The sequence below is a fragment of the Niastella yeongjuensis genome (assembly GCF_900110245.1).
Classification (GTDB): domain Bacteria; phylum Bacteroidota; class Bacteroidia; order Chitinophagales; family Chitinophagaceae; genus Niastella; species Niastella yeongjuensis.
The window spans coordinates 798403-817455 of the sequence record NZ_FOCZ01000002.1 but is presented as its reverse complement, the minus strand read 5'-3'; the positions used below and the strand labels follow the sequence as shown (position 1 = coordinate 817455).

At 45.1% G+C, this 19053-nt stretch carries 10 protein-coding genes; 4 read left to right on the top strand and 6 right to left on the bottom strand.

All coding sequences use genetic code 11. The annotated features are described in order from the left end of the window. Positions 1-4: 4 nt before the first annotated feature. Entirely contained in the window at positions 5-3148 is a 3144-nt protein-coding gene (locus BMX95_RS07995; RefSeq protein ID WP_081201636.1) for a SusC/RagA family TonB-linked outer membrane protein, read from the bottom strand. Positions 3149-3374: 226 nt separating this feature from the next. On the opposite strand from BMX95_RS07995, the gene BMX95_RS07990 reads away from it, so the two are divergent. After that, positions 3375-4160, top strand: coding sequence for an RMD1 family protein (locus BMX95_RS07990; protein ID WP_081201634.1), 786 nt, complete (start codon positions 3375-3377; stop codon positions 4158-4160). Between the two features lie 92 nt (positions 4161-4252). Here the strand turns inward: BMX95_RS07990 and BMX95_RS07985 are convergent, their stop codons facing one another. Then, positions 4253-4879 (bottom strand): SET domain-containing protein, encoded by a 627-nt coding sequence (locus tag BMX95_RS07985; RefSeq protein WP_107686033.1) that lies wholly within the window; start codon positions 4877-4879, stop codon positions 4253-4255. A 515-nt stretch (positions 4880-5394) separates the two neighbouring features. Between BMX95_RS07985 and BMX95_RS07980 the strand changes: the two genes are divergently transcribed. Beyond that, on the top strand, positions 5395-6744 hold the full coding sequence (locus BMX95_RS07980; RefSeq protein WP_081201632.1) for a T9SS type A sorting domain-containing protein: 1350 nt from the start codon (positions 5395-5397) through the stop codon (positions 6742-6744). Positions 6745-6930: 186 nt separating this feature from the next. Here BMX95_RS07980 and BMX95_RS07975 read toward each other — a convergent pair whose 3' ends face one another. The 3 genes from BMX95_RS07975 to BMX95_RS07965 all read right to left on the bottom strand — a co-directional run bounded on the left by BMX95_RS07975 (position 6931) and on the right by BMX95_RS07965 (position 12225). Continuing rightward, positions 6931-9291 carry a glycoside hydrolase family 127 protein gene (locus BMX95_RS07975; protein ID WP_081201629.1) on the bottom strand — a complete coding sequence of 787 codons (2361 nt, stop codon included), beginning with the start codon at positions 9289-9291 and terminating at the stop codon, positions 6931-6933. A 120-nt stretch (positions 9292-9411) separates the two neighbouring features. Then, positions 9412-11121 carry a DUF885 family protein gene (locus BMX95_RS07970; protein ID WP_081201627.1) on the bottom strand — a complete coding sequence of 570 codons (1710 nt, stop codon included), beginning with the start codon at positions 11119-11121 and terminating at the stop codon, positions 9412-9414. A 171-nt stretch (positions 11122-11292) separates the two neighbouring features. Then, positions 11293-12225, bottom strand: a complete 933-nt coding sequence (locus BMX95_RS07965) for a dihydrodipicolinate synthase family protein (RefSeq protein WP_177193684.1) — start codon at positions 12223-12225, stop codon at positions 11293-11295. Between the two features lie 177 nt (positions 12226-12402). On the opposite strand from BMX95_RS07965, the gene BMX95_RS07960 reads away from it, so the two are divergent. Then, positions 12403-13281 (top strand): AraC family transcriptional regulator, encoded by an 879-nt coding sequence (locus tag BMX95_RS07960; RefSeq protein ID WP_081201624.1) that lies wholly within the window; start codon positions 12403-12405, stop codon positions 13279-13281. A 640-nt stretch (positions 13282-13921) separates the two neighbouring features. Next, positions 13922-16159: a DUF5723 family protein gene (locus tag BMX95_RS07955; RefSeq protein WP_081201623.1), complete on the top strand. Its 2238-nt coding sequence runs from the start codon at positions 13922-13924 to the stop codon at positions 16157-16159. Positions 16160-16918: 759 nt separating this feature from the next. On the opposite strand, the gene BMX95_RS07950 is transcribed toward BMX95_RS07955, so the two are convergent. Next, entirely contained in the window at positions 16919-19051 is a 2133-nt protein-coding gene (locus BMX95_RS07950) for a hybrid sensor histidine kinase/response regulator (protein WP_081201621.1), read from the bottom strand. Positions 19052-19053: the final 2 nt, after the last annotated feature.

The following is a 19053-nucleotide window of genomic DNA, read 5'->3' as shown; positions in this document are numbered from 1 at the left end:
CAGTTTATAATCCTAATTGTACAGACAGGGCATACGATTTAACCAGCGGATACATATTATTGTTATTGCCAGCTTTTTCAGGGTCTAATCCGCGGTAAGAAGTAATGGTTGCTATATTTTCAGCAGTGCCGGCTATGCGCAGGCTGCTGATACCGGCCTTGCCTATTATTTTCCTGGGAATGTTATAACCAATCTGCACATTCTTCAGTCGGATGTAACTCATATCCTCCAGCCAGAAAGTAGACATCCCGGCGCCGGTAGCTCCCGTGGCCTGGTTGTTGCCGCTGCCACCAAGGCGCGGCCATTCTCCATTGCGGTTATCCCATGACCAGGGCAGGTTCCAGTGGTCCCAGGTTGCTGCATAACGGGATGTGCTGAAGTTGACGTTGTTGAACGCATTCAACCAGAAATCTTTTCTACCCGTTGCCCCCTGAACCATAAAGGCCACATCAAACCCTTTCCAGCTGGCATAGCCATTAAAGTTTACGTAAGTGGTTGGGCGGTCGCGGGCAATGTTGGAATAGGCGCGCATATCATTGGCATCGATGCGGCCATCGCCATTGATATCTTTGCGCAGAATGTCGCCGGGTTGTGCCCCTTGCGGCGTATTGTTATAAATATCTTCCCAGGTTTGTGCAATGCCAAGCGCTTCATAAGCATACACAAAATTATAAGGCATGTCTAAAAAGATATTATAGCTGTTGTTATTGATGGTAGTGGTAGAACCTCTGCCTATGTATTCGTTCCATTTTTCGAGTCTTGTCTGGTTGTACGAGGCATTCAGCGTAAGGCCATAGTTCACTGTTTTAATATTGTCCTTCCAGTTAATAGTAGCTTCTACTCCCCGGTTGCGCAGGTTGCCTATGTTCTTTCGCGGGGCATTGTAGGCACCCGATAAAAATACCGACAGGTCAGACGGGCGGTTCATACCGGTGGTGAGGCGATCGTAATAATCGAACTCAGTAGTAAGCCGATTATTGAGGAAGGCCAGTTCCAAACCAAGGTTCATAACGCTTGTCTTTTCCCACGACAGCTCCACATTCATCAGTTTGCTGTTCACAAACCCACGGGTAACATTGCCATTGATCATGTACAGGTTATTGGCCAGTGTTTGCTGTTGCTCGTACCTGTCTACCCCACTGTTGTTACCCAACCCGCCATAGGACACACGCAGTTTTCCGTTTGTCAGAAATTTATCGGTAAGCTTACTGATAAATTTCTCTTCAGTAAACCGCCAGCCGAGGGCTACGGATGGGAAGAAGCCATACTGGTGGCCGGGCAGGAATTTGGAAGAACCATCTACCCGGAAGTTCCCTTCCAGCAAATACTTATTAAAAGCGGCATAGTTAACCCGGCCGATGTACGAGCGCAAGCCTTCCGCGTTGGAAGTACCGCTGGATGATACCACACCTGTGAGTGCTGCATCTACTTCATGCAATCCCGGGAACAGGCGGTCGTTGCGGGAACTGCCCTGGGTACGATCGTACCAGTATTCTTCACTATATACTACCAGCGCGCTGATGTCGTGGTTAGTAGCGATAGTAGTGTGATAGTTCAGGCGGCCGTTCAACATGGTTTTGTAACCATTCAGGGTATTATTGCTTATACCGGCATTGGCGCCCACATACACCCGGCTGCCGTAAGTACCGGTTTGAAAGTTGAATGCCTGGTTGGGCATATTGGCATTATAAGCAAACTGGTTGTAGTAATTGAGGGAGTAATCGACAGTGCCGGTTAACCCTTTGATGGGCGTCCAGTCCCAATACATCATGGCATTGGCTTCCTGCCGGGTTTGCCGGTTGAGGCTGTTGATGTATAAGGTATAGGGATTGTATGCCTGGGGATCTTCGCCATAAGCCATAACCCCGCCATACTTATCGGTAGTGGGGTCGTAAGGTAAAATACCGGCAATGGCGTATTGCATATCGGCACCGGCGGTATTGGCGGGGTCGGCATCGGTAAAGCCATCTTCCAACGCATAGGTCAGCTTCGACCAGTTACCGTTGAACTTTACACCGGTGTTCATATTGTTTCGCACTTTGTAATCGAAATTGAACCGGGCGTTGTACTGGTTGTAATCATTGTTGATCTGCAAACCGGCTTCATTGCGCATGCCTACCGAGATGAAGAAGTTCGATTTATCATTGCCACCGGAAGCGCTCAGGTTATAGTTCTGATATTTACCATCGCGAATGATAATATCCCACCAGTCGGTATTGGGATAGCGAAGGGGATCAATCATACCGAGTGCCATCCACTGATCGATGGTGCCATTTTTAAAGGTTTGGCTGGCAGGCAGGGTATTGGTTGCGGCACGCTGCTGTTCCAGGGTTAACGCCCTGGGGTAATCGGCCATGAATGAATAAGCCTTTACCGGTTTTTCCACCGCCATATTGCTGTTGAAATTGATGGCCGTTTTTCTTCCGCCTTTTCCGGTTCGGGTAGTTATAAGAATGACCCCATTGGCAGCTCTTGATCCGTACACGGATGCCGACGTAGCATCTTTCAACACCGAGATGGTTTCAATATCGTTTACGTTTATGCGATTGATGTCTATATCGGGCATTCCATCTACCACCACCAACGGGCCGCTGTTATTTACCGTACCTAAACCCCGGATCAACAACGTAGCGCCATTGCGGCCTGCCATCCCGGAGTTTTGGGTAGCGGCAAGGCCCGGCACCAGTCCGCTTAAACCGGCCGATACGTTGGGCACAGAACGGGTGGTGATCTTTTCATCTACATTCACGGTACCAACGGCACCAACCAGGTTCACCTTTTTCTGGCGGCCATACCCCACCACTACCACATCGGTCATGTTCAATACCTTTAGTTTCAGGCTAACATTGTATTCGGTACGGTCATCAACCGGCACTTCCGCTGTTTCATAACTGGTTGAAGTAAATACGAGGATGGCACCCGCGGACGCGCTTATTGAAAACTGCCCTTTGGGATTCGTTTTTGTACCGGTAGTAGTGTTCTTGATTACGATGGAAACGGCGGGTACGGGCGCATTGGTTTCGTCGGTAACAGTACCTGAAATCGTTTTCAATTGCGCAACAGAAAAAAATGGGAGTAATAGTAGGGACAATAGTAGTTTGGGAACGGGCAGAGGGATCCTGGCCCGTTTGTAGCAAGTAAACGGCATAAGCAATCAGTTTTGTGTTTTTATTTAACCAGACCAAACTTGATAAAAAAAGCTGGAATCGTTTTCAGAAACGGACGATTTAATTACGTAAACGTTTAAGTAAGGAGTGGACAAAATGGGGTTTCATTATCAATGGTTAAGAACAATTAAAATAGGAACTGGGAACTAAAAGGTAACTTTAAATACAGACAGGAGATTTCAGAAAGATTAATCAAACAGTAGACGTATGTTAAAAGTACTATCCTTACAAATAGCCGATGGCATTGATATTAAAGAATTTAAAACCGTGTTCAAGGCCGAGTTGTTACATGGGGATTCAGACGAGTTGTTTTATCGGGCGAAATCGGATACCCCCAAGTTCGTGTATATCTTCAAATACGGTATTGTATGTTTTCTTAGTTACAACGAGGTGGAGATCATGGCATTCATTCAGGCCATTACGCCTTATTGCAAAAACCCGTTCGAGAATCACATCAGTGATGAGTTTGACATAGAAGTGAATGCCCGCCATAATAAATTCGGCTATAACAAGATTGAAATTGAAGGGGAAACCACTGACAGCCTGAGGTTAATTATGCTGAATGTGTCGCAGTCTGTAGCGTTGGACCATTTCAGCCAGCAAACCAATTTGCTGCTGGAAGAAACGACCTACCATACCCAGCAATTGGAGAAGAAGGGCCGGCTTGATCTGTCGGGCGGCAATTTGAAAAAATATATTGGTCGCACGCTGAACCTGAAAAATCGCATCGAGGCCAACCTGTATATTTTTGATTCACCCGAAGAAACCTGGGAAGATGAGAATCTGAACCGGCTCGACATTGGTCTGAAAAGAACATTCGACCTGCAGGCCCGGTTCAGAACTATCCGCGAGGGTTTGGAAATTGTAAAAGAAAACCTCGACTTGTTTAAAGATCTGCTTCAATACAGGAACAGCATAGTGCTGGAATGGATCATTATAATTCTTATCCTGGTTGAAGTGATTAATCTTTTTATAGAAAAGCTTATGAAGTAAGGTGTAGCTTCCGGATACTAAGGTCAGGTTTCAGGTTCCAGGTTACCAGTTACCAGCTTTGCCGCCATTGCCCATTACCCATTGCCCGTTGACTATTGCCCATTGGCAATTGCCTTTTTCACTTTTCTTCCATTTACTTTGGCATGAACCGATTTGCCATTTCCATTGGTACCATTTACTTTGGCGCCATTGGTCTTTTTGCCATTCACCTTTTTACCATTGGCCACTTTACCATTGGCGATTTTGCCATTTACTTTGGCTCCGTTTACTTTGGCACCATTGGCAAGGGCTTTCTTTTTCTCTTTTATGTCGATACGGATGTTATGGCGAATTACCTGCCAGTATTCAGGACCATACCCTACCAGTATTTCACCACCGGCCGGAATATCTTTTGTTGCCTCGATAAACACACGTACGCCTTCTTCAGCATACTCGGCATTATTGTTTATATCCTTAACCCGCTCTAAACCCCGGGCATCATTGGCATACCGGGCCAGGGCCTTTTTATCGTTCAAAGCATCGATTACGAAATTGCGTTTCACGTAGTAGATGTAAGGGCTTTCATCTTCATCAGCCTGAACTTCTTTCCAGGTCCTTGTTCTGCCTTTGTATTCTACAATACGGGTTCCCTTAGGAATTAATTTTTTGGTAAATAATCCTTTTCCAGCGTTAGGTAAGGTTGATTTTTTAACGTACAAATGTTTCTCCAGGAATGCCATTCAATAAATAAATAAGTAGTTTAAAAGATGCTTTTACTATATATCAAAACCAACAGGCCATTAACCGTACTATTCATTAGTTTATTGTGCGTAGTAAAATATTAATATTCCGTTTGCCAATAACCGAAAAATGCATGGTTAAACAGGCGTCGAAGATAAGAACTTAAGTGATACTTTTCGCATGCAGCAGGAATGCATCTGGCTGCACAAAATTGCAACAACTGAAATTATTACAGTCCCCCGCTGTTGCCTGAACTGCCATTTTTTACCGGTAACGTTGCCGGAACCATATTACCGGTTGCTAACTAATCCCTGCTAAACCCGATACAAAGTTACCCCTATTGGTTGCTACGCACATTTACTATCGACTTTACTAACCGGTAACATCCCGGGAAGAAAATCCCATGCCGGGAATTAGTCTCACCCACACACTGCCTATAAACCATTCATAGTAAACAGGTTGCATTCTGGCACCGAACTGGGTTATATACTGGCATGTGCAAAACCCCAATAAAATGAAAACTCTTACAGATCCTAAACCCTCAACCCAGCATATCATGACCACAAAATTTACCCTGATAGTTGCCATGATCTTATTGCCACTTTTTATGTCGGCACAAAACCTGGTTACCAATTCTTCTTTTAATAATGGCGGTACCGGCTGGACAAACAGCTGTTCTGTTGAAGTGAATCCTGAAAACGTGTACGGCGGTTCAAGTACTACCAATAATGTTACCGAGATCGATATGGAACGTTGTCTTGATCAAAACATCTGTATCATGCCTGGTGTTACTTATGTATTTACTTTCAAAGCAACAAGAAGGATCGATGCCAGTACCCCTAATAACCCCGGCATTTCGGTAAAAGTAAGAGGAGTTACTTCTCATACCAACTACGTAAATTCAACCAAAAGCTATAACAATACCACCTTCAGCTGGACTACCGAAACATATTCGTTTACCGTACCTGCCAACAGCAGTGATAAACAGGTAAACATTCATATTGCTGATAATAACGGCAACTCTTCCTATGGGGTTATTGTGGACGATATTAACATGCATCCACAATCCAGCCTGGCTATCAGCGGTAACACTGCTCCGCTGGTAAATAATACCTATAACTACTCGGTAAGCAACAGTCCTTCCAGTGGTATTACCTACAACTGGAGCTTTGGTTCAGGGGCCACACCAGCTACTTCAACCGCTGCTACCCCTTCCGCCAAATGGACTACTACCGGTGATAAAAGCCTGTCTGTTACCATCAGCAATACAACCTGCCAGGTTGCTACCTTAACTACTTCTGTTCTGGTAACTGGCGCCTTACCGGTGACTTTCACCAGCTTTACCGGCATTATTAAAGATAACAAAGCAGCCCTGACCTGGGTTACCGTAAATGAAATGAACAATAGCCATTTTGTTGTTGAACGTTCGTTGAATGGCCGCAATTACGACTCTATAGGCCGGGTGCAGGCAGGCAACAACACCAGCAATACCTATGCCTTCAATGAGAATAATACCAATGCCACCAGCTATTACCGCGTAAAACAGGTTGACATCAATGGAAACTTTGTCTATTCATCAGTAATCATTCTGAAAAATGGAGGCCTTAACAATGAGGTAACTGTTTATCCAACGCAGGCTACGTCCACCATCAACTATGTACTTTCAAGCGAAGCTCCTGCTGCCGTTACCGTGCAGGTATATAATATCACAGGTCAACCGGTGATCAGTCAGCAAGCATCTTTACAACAGGGATTGAATGTCAGATCGGTGAATATATCGGGATTGGTTGCTGGTACATATGTACTGAGGATACAATTACCTGCTTCCGGGGTTAATTTGGCGAAGCAGTTTAGTAAACTTTAAAGGCAGTGGGCAGTGGGAAAAAGGCAATGGGCAATAGGCAATGAGAAAACCACTTCAGACTGCAAGCAGGAAGTAATACACCTATGCGCGGCTCAACTTCCAAGAACCCAGCACTCATAAACCTAAGAACTTAATAACCCAATAACTGGAACTTCGAACTTGAAACTTGAAACTTTAAACTTTAAACTAATTCTCTCTCATAATTCTAACTTCTCCATAGACGGGACCAACCATATTGTGCGCAGCAGGTTTAAACGTAAGTTTTACCTGCTGTTTGCCTTTGGTGATGTTAACGGGAATGGGATATACAATATCGTAGAATTTACTGGATTTATACTTGTTCAGGTCTTCGGTAGCAATTGTAACGTCGTTTACCAGGATATCGAATGTTCTGCCCCGGTTATCCATTCCCCAGTAAGTACACAACAGGCTGTTGGGCTTCTCCGGGTCAACCTTAAGGTTAAACGAGAAATAACCACCGGAATGCGCCAGCCGGTATTTACGGGTATGCTCTTCGCCTGTATTTATCTTCTCCCCGGTGAATTCATGGTCACGTTCGGGCTGCATTTCGCCCAGTCGTACCAGATCAACCGTTCTTACTTCCAGCTCGTGTCGTTCTTTGCGTTCGGCCTCATATAACTTTTGTTGTTCGCCCCAGCGCTGGGGGGTGAACAGGTCCCAGTATACATTGTAAAATTCTTTTTGTACCTGGTTGAATGGTTTCAAGGTAACCTCCTGCGGTTGCCCGGTATTCAGGGAATGAAAAACCAGTGGCTGGTTGTTATCTGCCTTTAACCAACTGGCCGGATCGACTTCTGTTGACACCAACACCGGGATACCCGTAACAGGATCTGGTTCTTTATTGCCCAATACGCCCGCCAGCACTACAGGCCCATAAAAAACCGCCAGGCGGTTGGGATTATCGGGCATGGATTGGGTATATAATTGCAGGCTGGGTTTGAAGATGACCGCATCACCTGTTTTCCAGGTTCGGGTAATGGTAAAATACCCATCGGCATCAGGTTGCAGATTCGTTTGCTCTTTTCCGTTCACGGCTAACCAGCTTCCCTGAGTTGACCAGTGGGGATTACGAATGCGCAGGGTGAACGGTACCGGCCGGGAAGCTGTGATGGCAAAACGTACCCAGTTGCTCTCCGGCAATTGGGTCTGTTGTTCTATCACCACGCCTTTTTCTTTCCAGTTCAACCTGGAAGCAATGAACAGGTTTACATACAGGCTGCCATTGACGCCCTGGTAATAGATGCTTTCGCCATACTTCACATGGTTTTCCATACCTGATCCCACACAACAGGTAAAGGTGTTGAAGGAATCGCTGAACTCCTTTTGGGTACCCATACGCAGCGGAACAAAATAACACATCATGCCCGTGCTGTGGTCCTGAGACGATAGTATATGATTATACAAAGCGCGTTCGTAATAATCCATGAGGCTGGCGGCCGGCTGCAGGGCAAACAAATGCCGGGTCAGCTTCAACATATTATAGGTATTGCAGGTTTCCATGGTATTGTCGGTGAGCGTTTCATTCAGCTGATTGGCCGGGCCCAGGTATTCGTAGTTGCTGTTGCCGCCTGGTGCATAGGAATGGTTGTTCACCACCGTTTGCCAGAAGAAATCAGCAATGGTTTTGTCTTTATCATCCGCGGTTAATTCATAGCGGCGGATACAACCGATGACCTTTGGGATCTGGGTATTGGAATGCTTGCCGGGCAGGACGTCTTTTTGCAAGGCCAGGGAATCGAGGATGTGTTTATCGTGAAATTTATAGGAAAGGTCCAGGTATTTCTTTTCGCCAGTGAGGGCATAGGTGTTGGCCAGCACATCGTTCATGCCGCCGTATTCACAAAACAACATGCGTTGCAAAGAGCTGTCGGGCAGGTTGCGAAGAAGGTGGGCCGACCAGTCGGCCATACCTGTTTCTACCGCCAGTGCTTTCTTATTATCGCAATATAAATAAGCATCGAGCAAACCGGCCATGATCTTATGCACGGTGTACCAGGGCGACCAGGCGCCATTGAGATCAAAACCACGCGAGCGGATATTTCCTTTTTCCACTTCTGCCCACATGCTGTCTTCTTTGGGAATGGCGCCCACATATCCATTGCGTTTAGGCTGACATTCGGCCAGTTCGTCAACGATGTAGTTTACTTTATCGAGGAACTGTTTATCGCGCGAAGCCGCATAGTGCATGGCACAGGCCGATAAATAATGACCGAGGGTATGGCCTGCCAGTCCGCTGTGTTCCCACCCGCCATAGTGTGTACCTTTTGCTTTTAGCCCTGCATGTTCGCGAAAGTCGGCCAGCAGCCGGTCGGGTTCTATCACCTGCAAATAACGCACATCTGCTTCCATCGCTTTTTTAAACGGACCATCCAGCAACTGCACATCCTGCAGGTTAAAGCTGTAGGCTTTTACCGGCACAACGGGCTTCACTTTCATTTTAGGCTGTTGCTTTTCGGGGACGTAACTCTGTGTATAGGCGTTTATCGTTAGCAACAAAATGACTGAATACGTTATATGCTTTTTCATTGCTGAACAGGCTTATTAGTTCAAGGTTGAAAGTTTAAAGTTCAGAGTTCCGGGTTATTGGCGATTCCTCGCTATTTGCAGCGCAAAGGTGTATTTCTCTCTGCCTTCTGCCCTCTGCCTTTATTTATAAAACTTCCATTCCGCCTTATAATCCTTCGGTAATGCCAGGTTGGTAAGTATTGCCCTTACCATAGTAACCGGCATGGAGTTTTCGTGCAACACGGCATCGTGGTATTGCTGCCAGGTCATCTTACCGCTGTCGACCAGTTCTTTTTTCATGGCATAGAATTGCAATCCGCCGATCATATACGCCAGTTGATACAAGGGGCCATAATTTCCAATAAATGACCGGCGCACTTCACCTTCGGCATTGGCCCTTTCATGGCCTACACGGTCAACCAGGAAGTCGATACACTGCTGGGGCGTCCATTTACCGAGGTGATAGTTCAATGAAAATATAATGCGGGCACACCGGTGCATGCGCCAAAACAACATGCCTACCCGATCTTCGGGCGATTGCGGAAAGTGCAGGTCCCACAGTACCATTTCCCAGTACAACGACCAGCCTTCGATCCAGAAAGGGGTATCAAAATTGCGATAAGCGCGGTACCGGTTATTCATAAAACCTTGCAGGTGATGACCGGCAATCAATTCGTGGTGTACCGTAGCGCGGGAGAAATGCGGATTGTTCCCACGCATACTCATCATTTTATCATCTTCTTCCATGGTATTGGTTGGGTATGAAATGCTCAGCACTTCTCCGCCTGTAAAAAACGGATTAACCAGTTGCCGATCGGGCGTCATCATGATCATGCGCCAGGTTTCTTCTGCCACCGGTGGAATGGTAACCAGGTTGTTCTTTTTTAGGAAGTCTACCGATTCGTTGTATAGTTTCATAATGGCCTCGGGTTGTTTGCCCGGCGGCACATAGGTATTCTTTACTTTTTCCAGCGCTTTCTTCCAGTCTTTACCAAAACCCATTTCCTGGGAGGCTTTCAACATTTCGGCATCGCACCAGGCAAACTCTTTATTGGCAATGTCGATCAGTTCTTCGGGGGTATAGGGGATATATTCCAGCTGCAGCTGGCGAATGATCTCGTCTTTCCCGATGGGATAGCCGATAATATGACTGCCATCGTCTTTACCACCCGGCGCCGCTTTTGCCTTCTCCTGCCACAATTTGCCGTAGGCAGACAGGGCACTATCCAGGTGTTTAAAGCTGTCGGGGATCCACCAGGTATAACCGGGATCGTAACCACCATAAAAGTCATTCACGTTTTTCAATGCAGACTGTAATCCTTTTACAATGCCCTGCGCCCGGCGGATCAAATTGATGGTGATCGTACTGTCTTTGGTCAGTGATCTGGAAAGCTGGTGAATGCTTTCCGTGATGGCTTTCATACTGGTGGCCCATTGTTGGGCATCGGGTTGGGTACCGCGGCGTCGGAATTTTTCTATTTCATAGATCCCGGTAGAAAACGAGAACCAGTTGCCCAGCTGTTCGCATTCCTTTTTCTCTACTTCCAGCAGCCGCAGTTGTTCATCAAGGTTTCGTTTGAATAGAAGATAATCTACCCGGCTGCCGGTTGGCAGGTTGTCGTATTTCAACTGTTGAACCTGTTTCTCATAATCGGTGACCAGCGCTACAAACCGGTTTCGCCGTTCCGGGGAATTCTCAACAAAATAAAACCGGTTGAGGCTGCCCCGATCGGCATCGTATTGTACCATCAGGTTGTTTACTTCACTGTTTTGCTGGTACAATGTCTGTTGAGACAAAGTGGATGCTGAGGTAAATAGCAGGCCAAGGATAAGTATATGTTGTTTTCTCATAAGCGATTCTTAGTTCCGAGTTGCAGGTTTCAAGTTCAGCGTTCCGGTTATTGGGTTATTGAGTTATTGGGTTATTGGGTTCCTAGTTCGCGATTATCGGCCCCTGTTTCAGCGTTTTCATTTCTGCTGTCTGCTTCTCCCGCCTATTGCCCATTGCCTTTTTCCTACTGCCTACTGCCTACTGCCCACTGCCTTTACCAACTCGTCAACCTCCAGCTTTGGTCTGGTAGCAATACCTTCTTTAATAATCTTCAACACCCGATCCCGCTCCTCCCCTATCAGTGTTAACCGTGGTGCCCGTACGTATTCAGAACCAAGTCCTACCTGCGCTTCGGCGAGTTTGATGTATTGTACCAGTTTTGGATGAATATCCAGTTCCAGCAAAGGCAGGAACCAACGATAAATGGCGCGGGCTTCCTCCAGCATGCCTGCTTTTATCAATCGGTACACGGCAACGGTTTCACGGGGGAATGCGGTTACCAGACCACCTACCCAGCCATCGGCCCCCATCAGCAATTCTTCCATAGCCAGTGTATCTACCCCACACAATATTTTGTACCGATCGCCAAAACGATTGATCATGCGCGTAACATTCGATACATCGCGGGTCGATTCTTTCACCGCCTGAATATTTTCACATTCCTGCAGCTGGTCAAAGATCCCGAGCGTTACGTCTACTTTATAATCAATGGGGTTGTTATAGATCATAATAGGCAGATCGGTTGACTGTGCCACCGATCTGAAGAAAGTCAGCGTTTCGCGGTCATCGCTTTTATAACGCATGGGCGGTAATAACATCAGGCCTTTTACGCCCCAGCTTTTACCCAATGCGGCCAGCTTTATCGCTTCTTTGGTAGCGCCCTCTGCAATGTTCAATACCACAGGAACCGGTCCGGCTATTTCAATGGCCAGCTTCACCAACGTTTCTTTTTCTTCGGTAGTAAGGGTGCTGGCTTCGCCGAGGCTGCCGCCCAGTACTATACCATCCACGCCGGCATCCAGTTGCGACTGCAATCCTTTTTCAAACAATGCCAGGTCAAGGGTGTCATTGGCAGCGAACTTGGTTGTGAAGGCAGGAAAAATACCTTTCCATGATATACTCATTCGTAATAATTTTTAATAAAAGTATTATGAAACAGTTAGTATAGGATAGCGGGTTTTAATCAGTTTGTTACCAATTTTAACTTCTGTCCATTCACCACTTCTTTACCGATATTAACCTCCTGCGCGACACTCTGAGAAAAAAATGGTAATATTGGTTAAACCAACCAAACTACTGCAATGAAAGTTGTACAGTTCACCATACCTGTTTCGCAGGAGCATTCCATCATGGTTCAGGAGGATAAGTTACCACATTTTTACAATCACCTGCACCGCCACAATGAAACCCAGCTTACCTGGATCATAAAAGGCGAAGGCACGCTTATTGCCGGCACCTGTATGCAGCGCTTTCAATCGGGCGATGTATTTATCCTCGGCGCTAACCAGCCCCACCTGTTTAAAAGCGACCCCGACTATTTTGTAAAGGACAGCCAGAAAGATATTCACGCCCTTACTTTGTTTGTTGACCTGTGTGGACCCTTTGGGAAGATCCTTGAACTACCGGAAATGAACAACGTTAAAAAGTTTATGGATGCTACCTGCACCGGTTTACAGGTACCGGCTTCGCACCAACTGGATATCAGCAAAAAGATGTTACTGATAAAAGAAGCCAGGAACGGCATCAGGCTGGCATTCTTTATTCAATTGCTACAAACGCTTTGCCGCATTAAACAATACAAATCGCTTTCCAATACACAATCAGAAAGCGCCATTACCGAATCGGAAGGGCTGCGCATGAATGATATATACCAGTATACCATGGCGCACTATACCGAGAACATTACGCTTAAACAAATTGCCAACGTGGCCCACCTTACCCCACAGGCTTTCTGCCGGTATTTTAAAAAACATACCTTGAAAACGTATGTCACCTTTTTAAACGAAGTGCGTATCAATGAAGCCTGTAAGAAAATAGTGGGAGCCAATTTCGACAGCCTGGCGGCAGTGGCCTATCAAAGCGGGTTCAACAATGCTGTTACTTTTAACCGGGTGTTTAAAAAGATAACCGGACAGCCCCCCAAGAAATTTTTTACCGATTACATGCAGAAAGTGAACTGATCATTCAACGATAAGATAACAGTGCGTTTTACCTGCGTCGCATATTCATTGCATTAAAAAGTCCCTACAACGTTGCGGGGACTTTTTATTTTCATTTTATAGCGGCTGAGATAATACACAGCGCCCATAAAGTGATCACTATAATTTTCAGAAATAGCTTCAGATAGTTCCGGGAAACCGATTGTGTTAAGGCTTTCATACGATTATGGGTATTGTGTTTGGGATACTCTGTGTTGCCCAGGGAGGTTATTGATTGCAGGAGGGCCGAAAGTAAGAAGAAAGTACCATTTATGCAATTTTTCCAACTTTCGGATAGGCGTTTCCTATACACAAAAATATTAGTACCTGCAAATGCAGCAATTACTAATATGTAATGGTCTTATGGTGGGCAAATGAATACAGTATCAATACAATAGAAGCCCCTTTTTTCCGTTTCACAGTGCCTCAAAAGGCCATTCCAACACGATTGCACAACTGCCAATAACATAAAACATTACTAACCAGTGCTAAATTGAATTTTCGCATATATAATCCATTATTTTCCAAAACACACACAATTTTAAATTACCTTGCGGCGCTTTTAATGATAGCATTAAGCAATATAATTTAACCGCATAACTAACTCCAAACTCCCAAAGTCATGAAAAAAAGCCTTGCGCTAGGCCTGATAAGTTGCGTACCCTTGTTTGGCTTATCCCAATCAATTGTTGGATACCCTTACGACAACTATTCCGGTGTTCACGGCATGCTGCAAAACCCCGCTTCTGTAGCTGGCAGTAAATACAAAGTGAACATCAACTTCTTCTCTTTTGGTACTGTAGCCGGAAACAATGCCTATGAGCTGAAAAACGACAAAGTTAAAAAGTTCGACTTTTCAGACCTCAAAGAAAACGAGGATTACATTAAATCGGCCAATGCCGACAAAAAGAACCTCTGGTTCAATACCGAGATCCTTGGACCTTCTTTCATGTTCACATCCGGCAAAAAAAGCGGTGTAGGTTTGTATACCCGCGCACGCATGCTGTTCAATGAGTTTAACCTTAGCGATAAAACTTTCCGTTTTTTCGGTAGCGGCAATGATGGCATTTATGATCAGAATATTCAGGAAAGTATGCTGCAGGTAAAAGCGCATGCGTTTGCTGAAGCTGGTTTAACCTATGGCCGTATTATCTGGAGCGCTCCGCACCACCAGTTGAAAATGGGTATTACCGGTAAGTATGTAGTAGGCATTGCTGCCGCTTCTTACTATTCAAATAAACTGGCCATCAATATTGCCAAAAGCGATATCATCAACCAGCTTGAAGGTGATGTAAACGTACGTTACTCCAACAACCTGGATAATGTAGATGACCAATTCGATGATGTACTGAAACATTTATCGGATAACCACGGTCTGGGTTTTGACCTGGGCTTCAGCTACGAATGGAGACCCGAAAGCAGTGAGTGGTTGAGCAATGACCAAACCCCTTATAAGGTGCGGTTAAACGCCTCATTAAACGATCTGGGATCGGTAAAATATAAGAACTCTGAAAATGGTAACAGCTATGCTGCCAACGCCTCAGGTAAAACAACCGACGACCTGGACAAACAGGATGGCGAAACCTTTGACGAGTATTTTACCCGTCTTCAAAACCAGGGCATTCTCTCTACCAAGGCGCACGAGGATAATATGAAAGTGAAACTGCCTACCACTTTCCGTTTCGATGCAGACTACCACATTTACAGACGTCTGTTCATTAATGTAGCTACTATTGTAAACCTCATTAACCGCGACAAGAACCAAACCAGTGCACAATATCCTACCACGTTCACTGTTACTCCCCGGTTAGAGAAAAAATGGTTCAGCCTTTATACACCATTATATTACAATACACTCAACAAAAAGGCTACCTGGGGTGCAGGCATGCGTTTAGGCCCGCTGTTCCTGGGTTCAGGTTCTATCCTGAGCAACGTGTTAGGAAAACAAAACGTTTCCAATACCGATATTCACCTGGGTTTTACTTTGCCAATCTACCAACGTGTAAGAACGCACAAACACAAAAGCCAACCGAAACAGGAAGTTAAAGAAGAGCCCAAACAAGAAGTTAAGGTAGAAAAGGTTGTTGAAACACGCACCGATACAGTTGTTAAGAGTGTTGAAGTGGTTAAAGAAGTAGTGAAAGAAATCACACACGATAAAGACAATGACGGTATTGTTGATGAAAAAGATGAGTGCCCTGATGTTGCTGGCGAAGTAGCGTTGGCTGGCTGCCCCGACAAAGACAAAGATGGCGTTGCCGATAAAAACGACAAATGTCCTGATGTTGCCGGTACTGCCAAATACAATGGCTGCCCTATCCCAGATACTGATGGCGATGGCATCAACGACGAAGAAGATAAATGTCCTGCTGTAGCTGGTCTTGCCAAATACAATGGCTGCCCTATTCCTGATACAGATGGTGATGGCGTTAATGATGAAGAAGATAAATGTCCTGCTACGCCTGGTAAACCAGCCAACGGTGGTTGCCCTGAAATTAAACAGGATGTTGTGAAGAAAGTGGCTATTGCTGCCAAGGCCATTTATTATATGTCAGGTAAAGACATCATCCAGAAAGTTTCTTACCCTAAATTAGACGTGGTTGTTAAGGTACTGAAAGCTGACCCTGCCCTGCAGATCAGCATTGAAGGCCACACGGATAATACCGGTAAACCAGAAACCAACTTAAAGCTGTCTGCAAAACGTGCCGATGCTGTAAAGAACTACTTTATTAAAAAAGGCATCGATGCAAGCCGCATCACTGCACAGGGTTTTGGTGATTCAAAACCAATTGCACCAAACAAAACGCCGCAAGGCCGCGCTAAAAACAGACGTGTTGAATTGCATTTGAATTATCAATAAGCAAAACGCGCTTAGTATAAAAAAGCCCACCCGATGAATCGGGTGGGCTTTTTCTTTTTATCTCTACATCGTAAAAATTGATGTTGTGCGTTTGACTTATCTGTTTGGGATAGGTATAAAAAGTAGGCAGCCCTTAAGACTAAGGGCTGCGAGTCACATGAGAAAATTATGCAGCAACCGTAGTTGTTTCCGGGCGATTGCTGCGGCTATGTTTTACCCGGAAAAGATGTATGATAAGTTATTATCGTTCGGTATAAAACTGTTTAGGATAGGCGTTCAATGGGGTTCAGACTTGTTCTAAAGCCCGGTTGGTATTAACGCGGAATTAACCCGGTAAACGAACTGGTATTTATTTACAGCAGTAATTAGAATTGGAATGCAAAAAAACTGGCTTGTTACATGTTGAGAACCTGTAGATTGATTGGTTCTCTCCATTGCCTGAAACGGCTGCAAGCTATAAATGTTAGAAGAAACATTCATTTGAATCTTTCTCATGGCTTTGTTTTTTCGGCTAATACTGACTACGCTATACAATTGAACAGGTATGCAAGATACAAAGGTTGTTGAATATAATGCGAACGAATACAGCTACATTCAAAAATTACTTATCAATTTCATCAAAATCAGGCTTAGAAGTTATCATGGCGGTGTCTTTGTGACAAATTTGGCCCTTTTAGGGGAGTGATTTTCTATGGTAGTTTACCACTACCTATGTCTTCAACAAGTCCAATACCCAATTACCTTAACCATACAATAACATTAAGCCCGCAAAGCAGATACTAAGTATGAGATCTTCGAATGAAGCTCTTCCGGTCTGAATGGTTTATGTATAAAGTCTGTAAATCCTTTTTGCAACAGATCGGCCTGCATATTATCATATACAGCAGCCGTAAAAGCAACAGCCGGAATAGAAGTGTTTATTTTACGTATTTCCTTTAACGCAGTAGCGCCATCCATTTCGGGCATTTCCAGGTCAATCAGTAACAGATCGAAAGTTCCTTTTTTAAACTGGGCCAGCGCGTCACGTCCATTGGTTGCTTCACTAACTAATATGCCCCACTTGGTAAGAAATCTTTTGGCAATAGACAGGTTTACCGGGTTATCTTCTGCAATCAACAGGCGGATGCCTTCCAGTGAATCGAAGTTTTTGATATTATCCTCCATGTAGCGTTTCCGGTTCTCACAGATCTTCAGCTCAACAGTAAAGTGGAATGCACTGCCTTTGTTTTCTTCACTCTCCAGCAACAGGTCGCTGTTAAACATGTTCACGATACGCTTTGTAATTGCCAGCCCCAAACCGGTTCCTCCATATTTGCGGGTGGTGTTTACATCGGCCTGGGTAAAGCTGTCGAAGATCTCTTTATGCTTGTTCTTCGGAATACCGATCCCGGTATCCATAACAATAAACTGCAGGGTTGATTTAGCACTTGAGGAGAACAGCTTTCGCACCGCCATGGTAATGGTACCCTGGTGGGTGAATTTAAGGGCATTGGCCAGCAGGTTGCTCAATACCTGGTTCAACCGGGTTTCATCCGTATAAAATTCCAGGTCGAGGCGGTCATCGATGTCAACCTTAAACTCCAGCCCTTTTGATTTTATTTGTGGGGAGAATTGTCCGGCCAGTTTTTGCATGAACTCTTTTATGTTCACCGGTACATCAGCCAGCTCTACTTTACCGGCTTCCATTTTATTATAATCCAGGATATCGTTGATGAGCATCATCATGTGCTCTGAGGAGAACTTCAGGATATCGAGGTGTTGTACCTGGCTTGGCAGGTGTTCTTCCTGCAGCAACAGGTTGGAAGCGCCAATGATGCCATTCAGCGGGGTACGCAGCTCATGGCTCATATTACTGAGAAAGCGTGATTTTGTTCGGGCGGCGGATTCGGCTTTTTCCTTTGCCTTCATCAGTTCAAACTCGGCCATCTTCACATTCGATACATCCAGGATACTGATCTTGGTGTAGCCGGTATCTTTATAGGTGAAGGGCACTACACTCACAAATCCATAAAAGGTACGGCCTGTTTTAGCCGTGAGGGTCAATTCACCCTGCCAGGGAAGCGATTCACCCGATAGGGATTCCTTTATGGAGTTGAACTGTTTTATATGATGTTCTTCGAACCACATCTCAATATTCGTCCCTTCAATCTCCTGCTTATCCTTCACATCAAACATTTCAAGCGCACGCAAATTGCAACTGTTAATAATGTTCGACTGGCTGAAAATAATAAATACCCCATCGAGCGAGGTATTGAAGATGGTGTCACCGAAAGTCTTTTCCTGCAGAATGGCCACCTCATTGTCTTTATTCACCTGTAGAATGGAGTAAGAGAAAATGATGGTCATGGCCAGTGAAATAACCAGGTTACCGCTGTACAACTGCGCATACAGGGCCTCGTTGATGGTTTGTATGTTATTTACATACGGACACAATTTTACACAGGCCAGTGAGGCTATAACGGTAATGGAGTATACCGATAACAGTTCTTTAAAATTTCTTCTGATGCTCACCACAAACGTTAGTACGACGAAGTAAGGAAAATACAGCAGGTACTCCCCTGCCCGCAGCCCCTCCAGGTAACATATTACAATGAGATAAAGGTTTATATTTACGACCGCAATAATGCGGCCCGTTTCCAGCTTTCGTTTAGAGCCAAAATAAAACGCCAGCAGGAAAAAATAAGCGGAGGTAATATTTACTAACGCGCTTATATATAGTTTGTGGTAGAAGTAAGAGAAAACAGAAATGAAGTTCAACAACAGGGCCAGCAAAATGAACTGATTGAAGCGGATGATCCTTTTGCGCATATCCTTGGTAACCCCCTCATGCAGGCCGGTATGCACTATATCGCTGTAAATAGAGTAGACCAGATATAATATTTTCTCCTTCATAG

Excerpts from the sequence above, each read along its gene's own strand:
- BMX95_RS07995 (WP_081201636.1), bottom strand. The coding sequence starts at position 3,148 with ATGCCGTTTACTTGCTACAAACGGGCCAGGATCCCTCTGCCCGTTCCC.
- BMX95_RS07990 (WP_081201634.1), top strand. The coding sequence starts at position 3,375 with ATGTTAAAAGTACTATCCTTACAAATAGCCGATGGCATTGATATTAAA.
- BMX95_RS07985 (WP_107686033.1), bottom strand. The coding sequence starts at position 4,879 with ATGGCATTCCTGGAGAAACATTTGTACGTTAAAAAATCAACCTTACCT.
- BMX95_RS07980 (WP_081201632.1), top strand. The coding sequence starts at position 5,395 with ATGAAAACTCTTACAGATCCTAAACCCTCAACCCAGCATATCATGACC.
- BMX95_RS07975 (WP_081201629.1), bottom strand. The coding sequence starts at position 9,291 with ATGAAAAAGCATATAACGTATTCAGTCATTTTGTTGCTAACGATAAAC.
- BMX95_RS07970 (WP_081201627.1), bottom strand. The coding sequence starts at position 11,121 with ATGAGAAAACAACATATACTTATCCTTGGCCTGCTATTTACCTCAGCA.
- BMX95_RS07965 (WP_177193684.1), bottom strand. The coding sequence starts at position 12,225 with ATGAGTATATCATGGAAAGGTATTTTTCCTGCCTTCACAACCAAGTTC.
- BMX95_RS07960 (WP_081201624.1), top strand. The coding sequence starts at position 12,403 with ATGAAAGTTGTACAGTTCACCATACCTGTTTCGCAGGAGCATTCCATC.
- BMX95_RS07955 (WP_081201623.1), top strand. The coding sequence starts at position 13,922 with ATGAAAAAAAGCCTTGCGCTAGGCCTGATAAGTTGCGTACCCTTGTTT.
- BMX95_RS07950 (WP_081201621.1), bottom strand. The coding sequence starts at position 19,051 with ATGAAGGAGAAAATATTATATCTGGTCTACTCTATTTACAGCGATATA.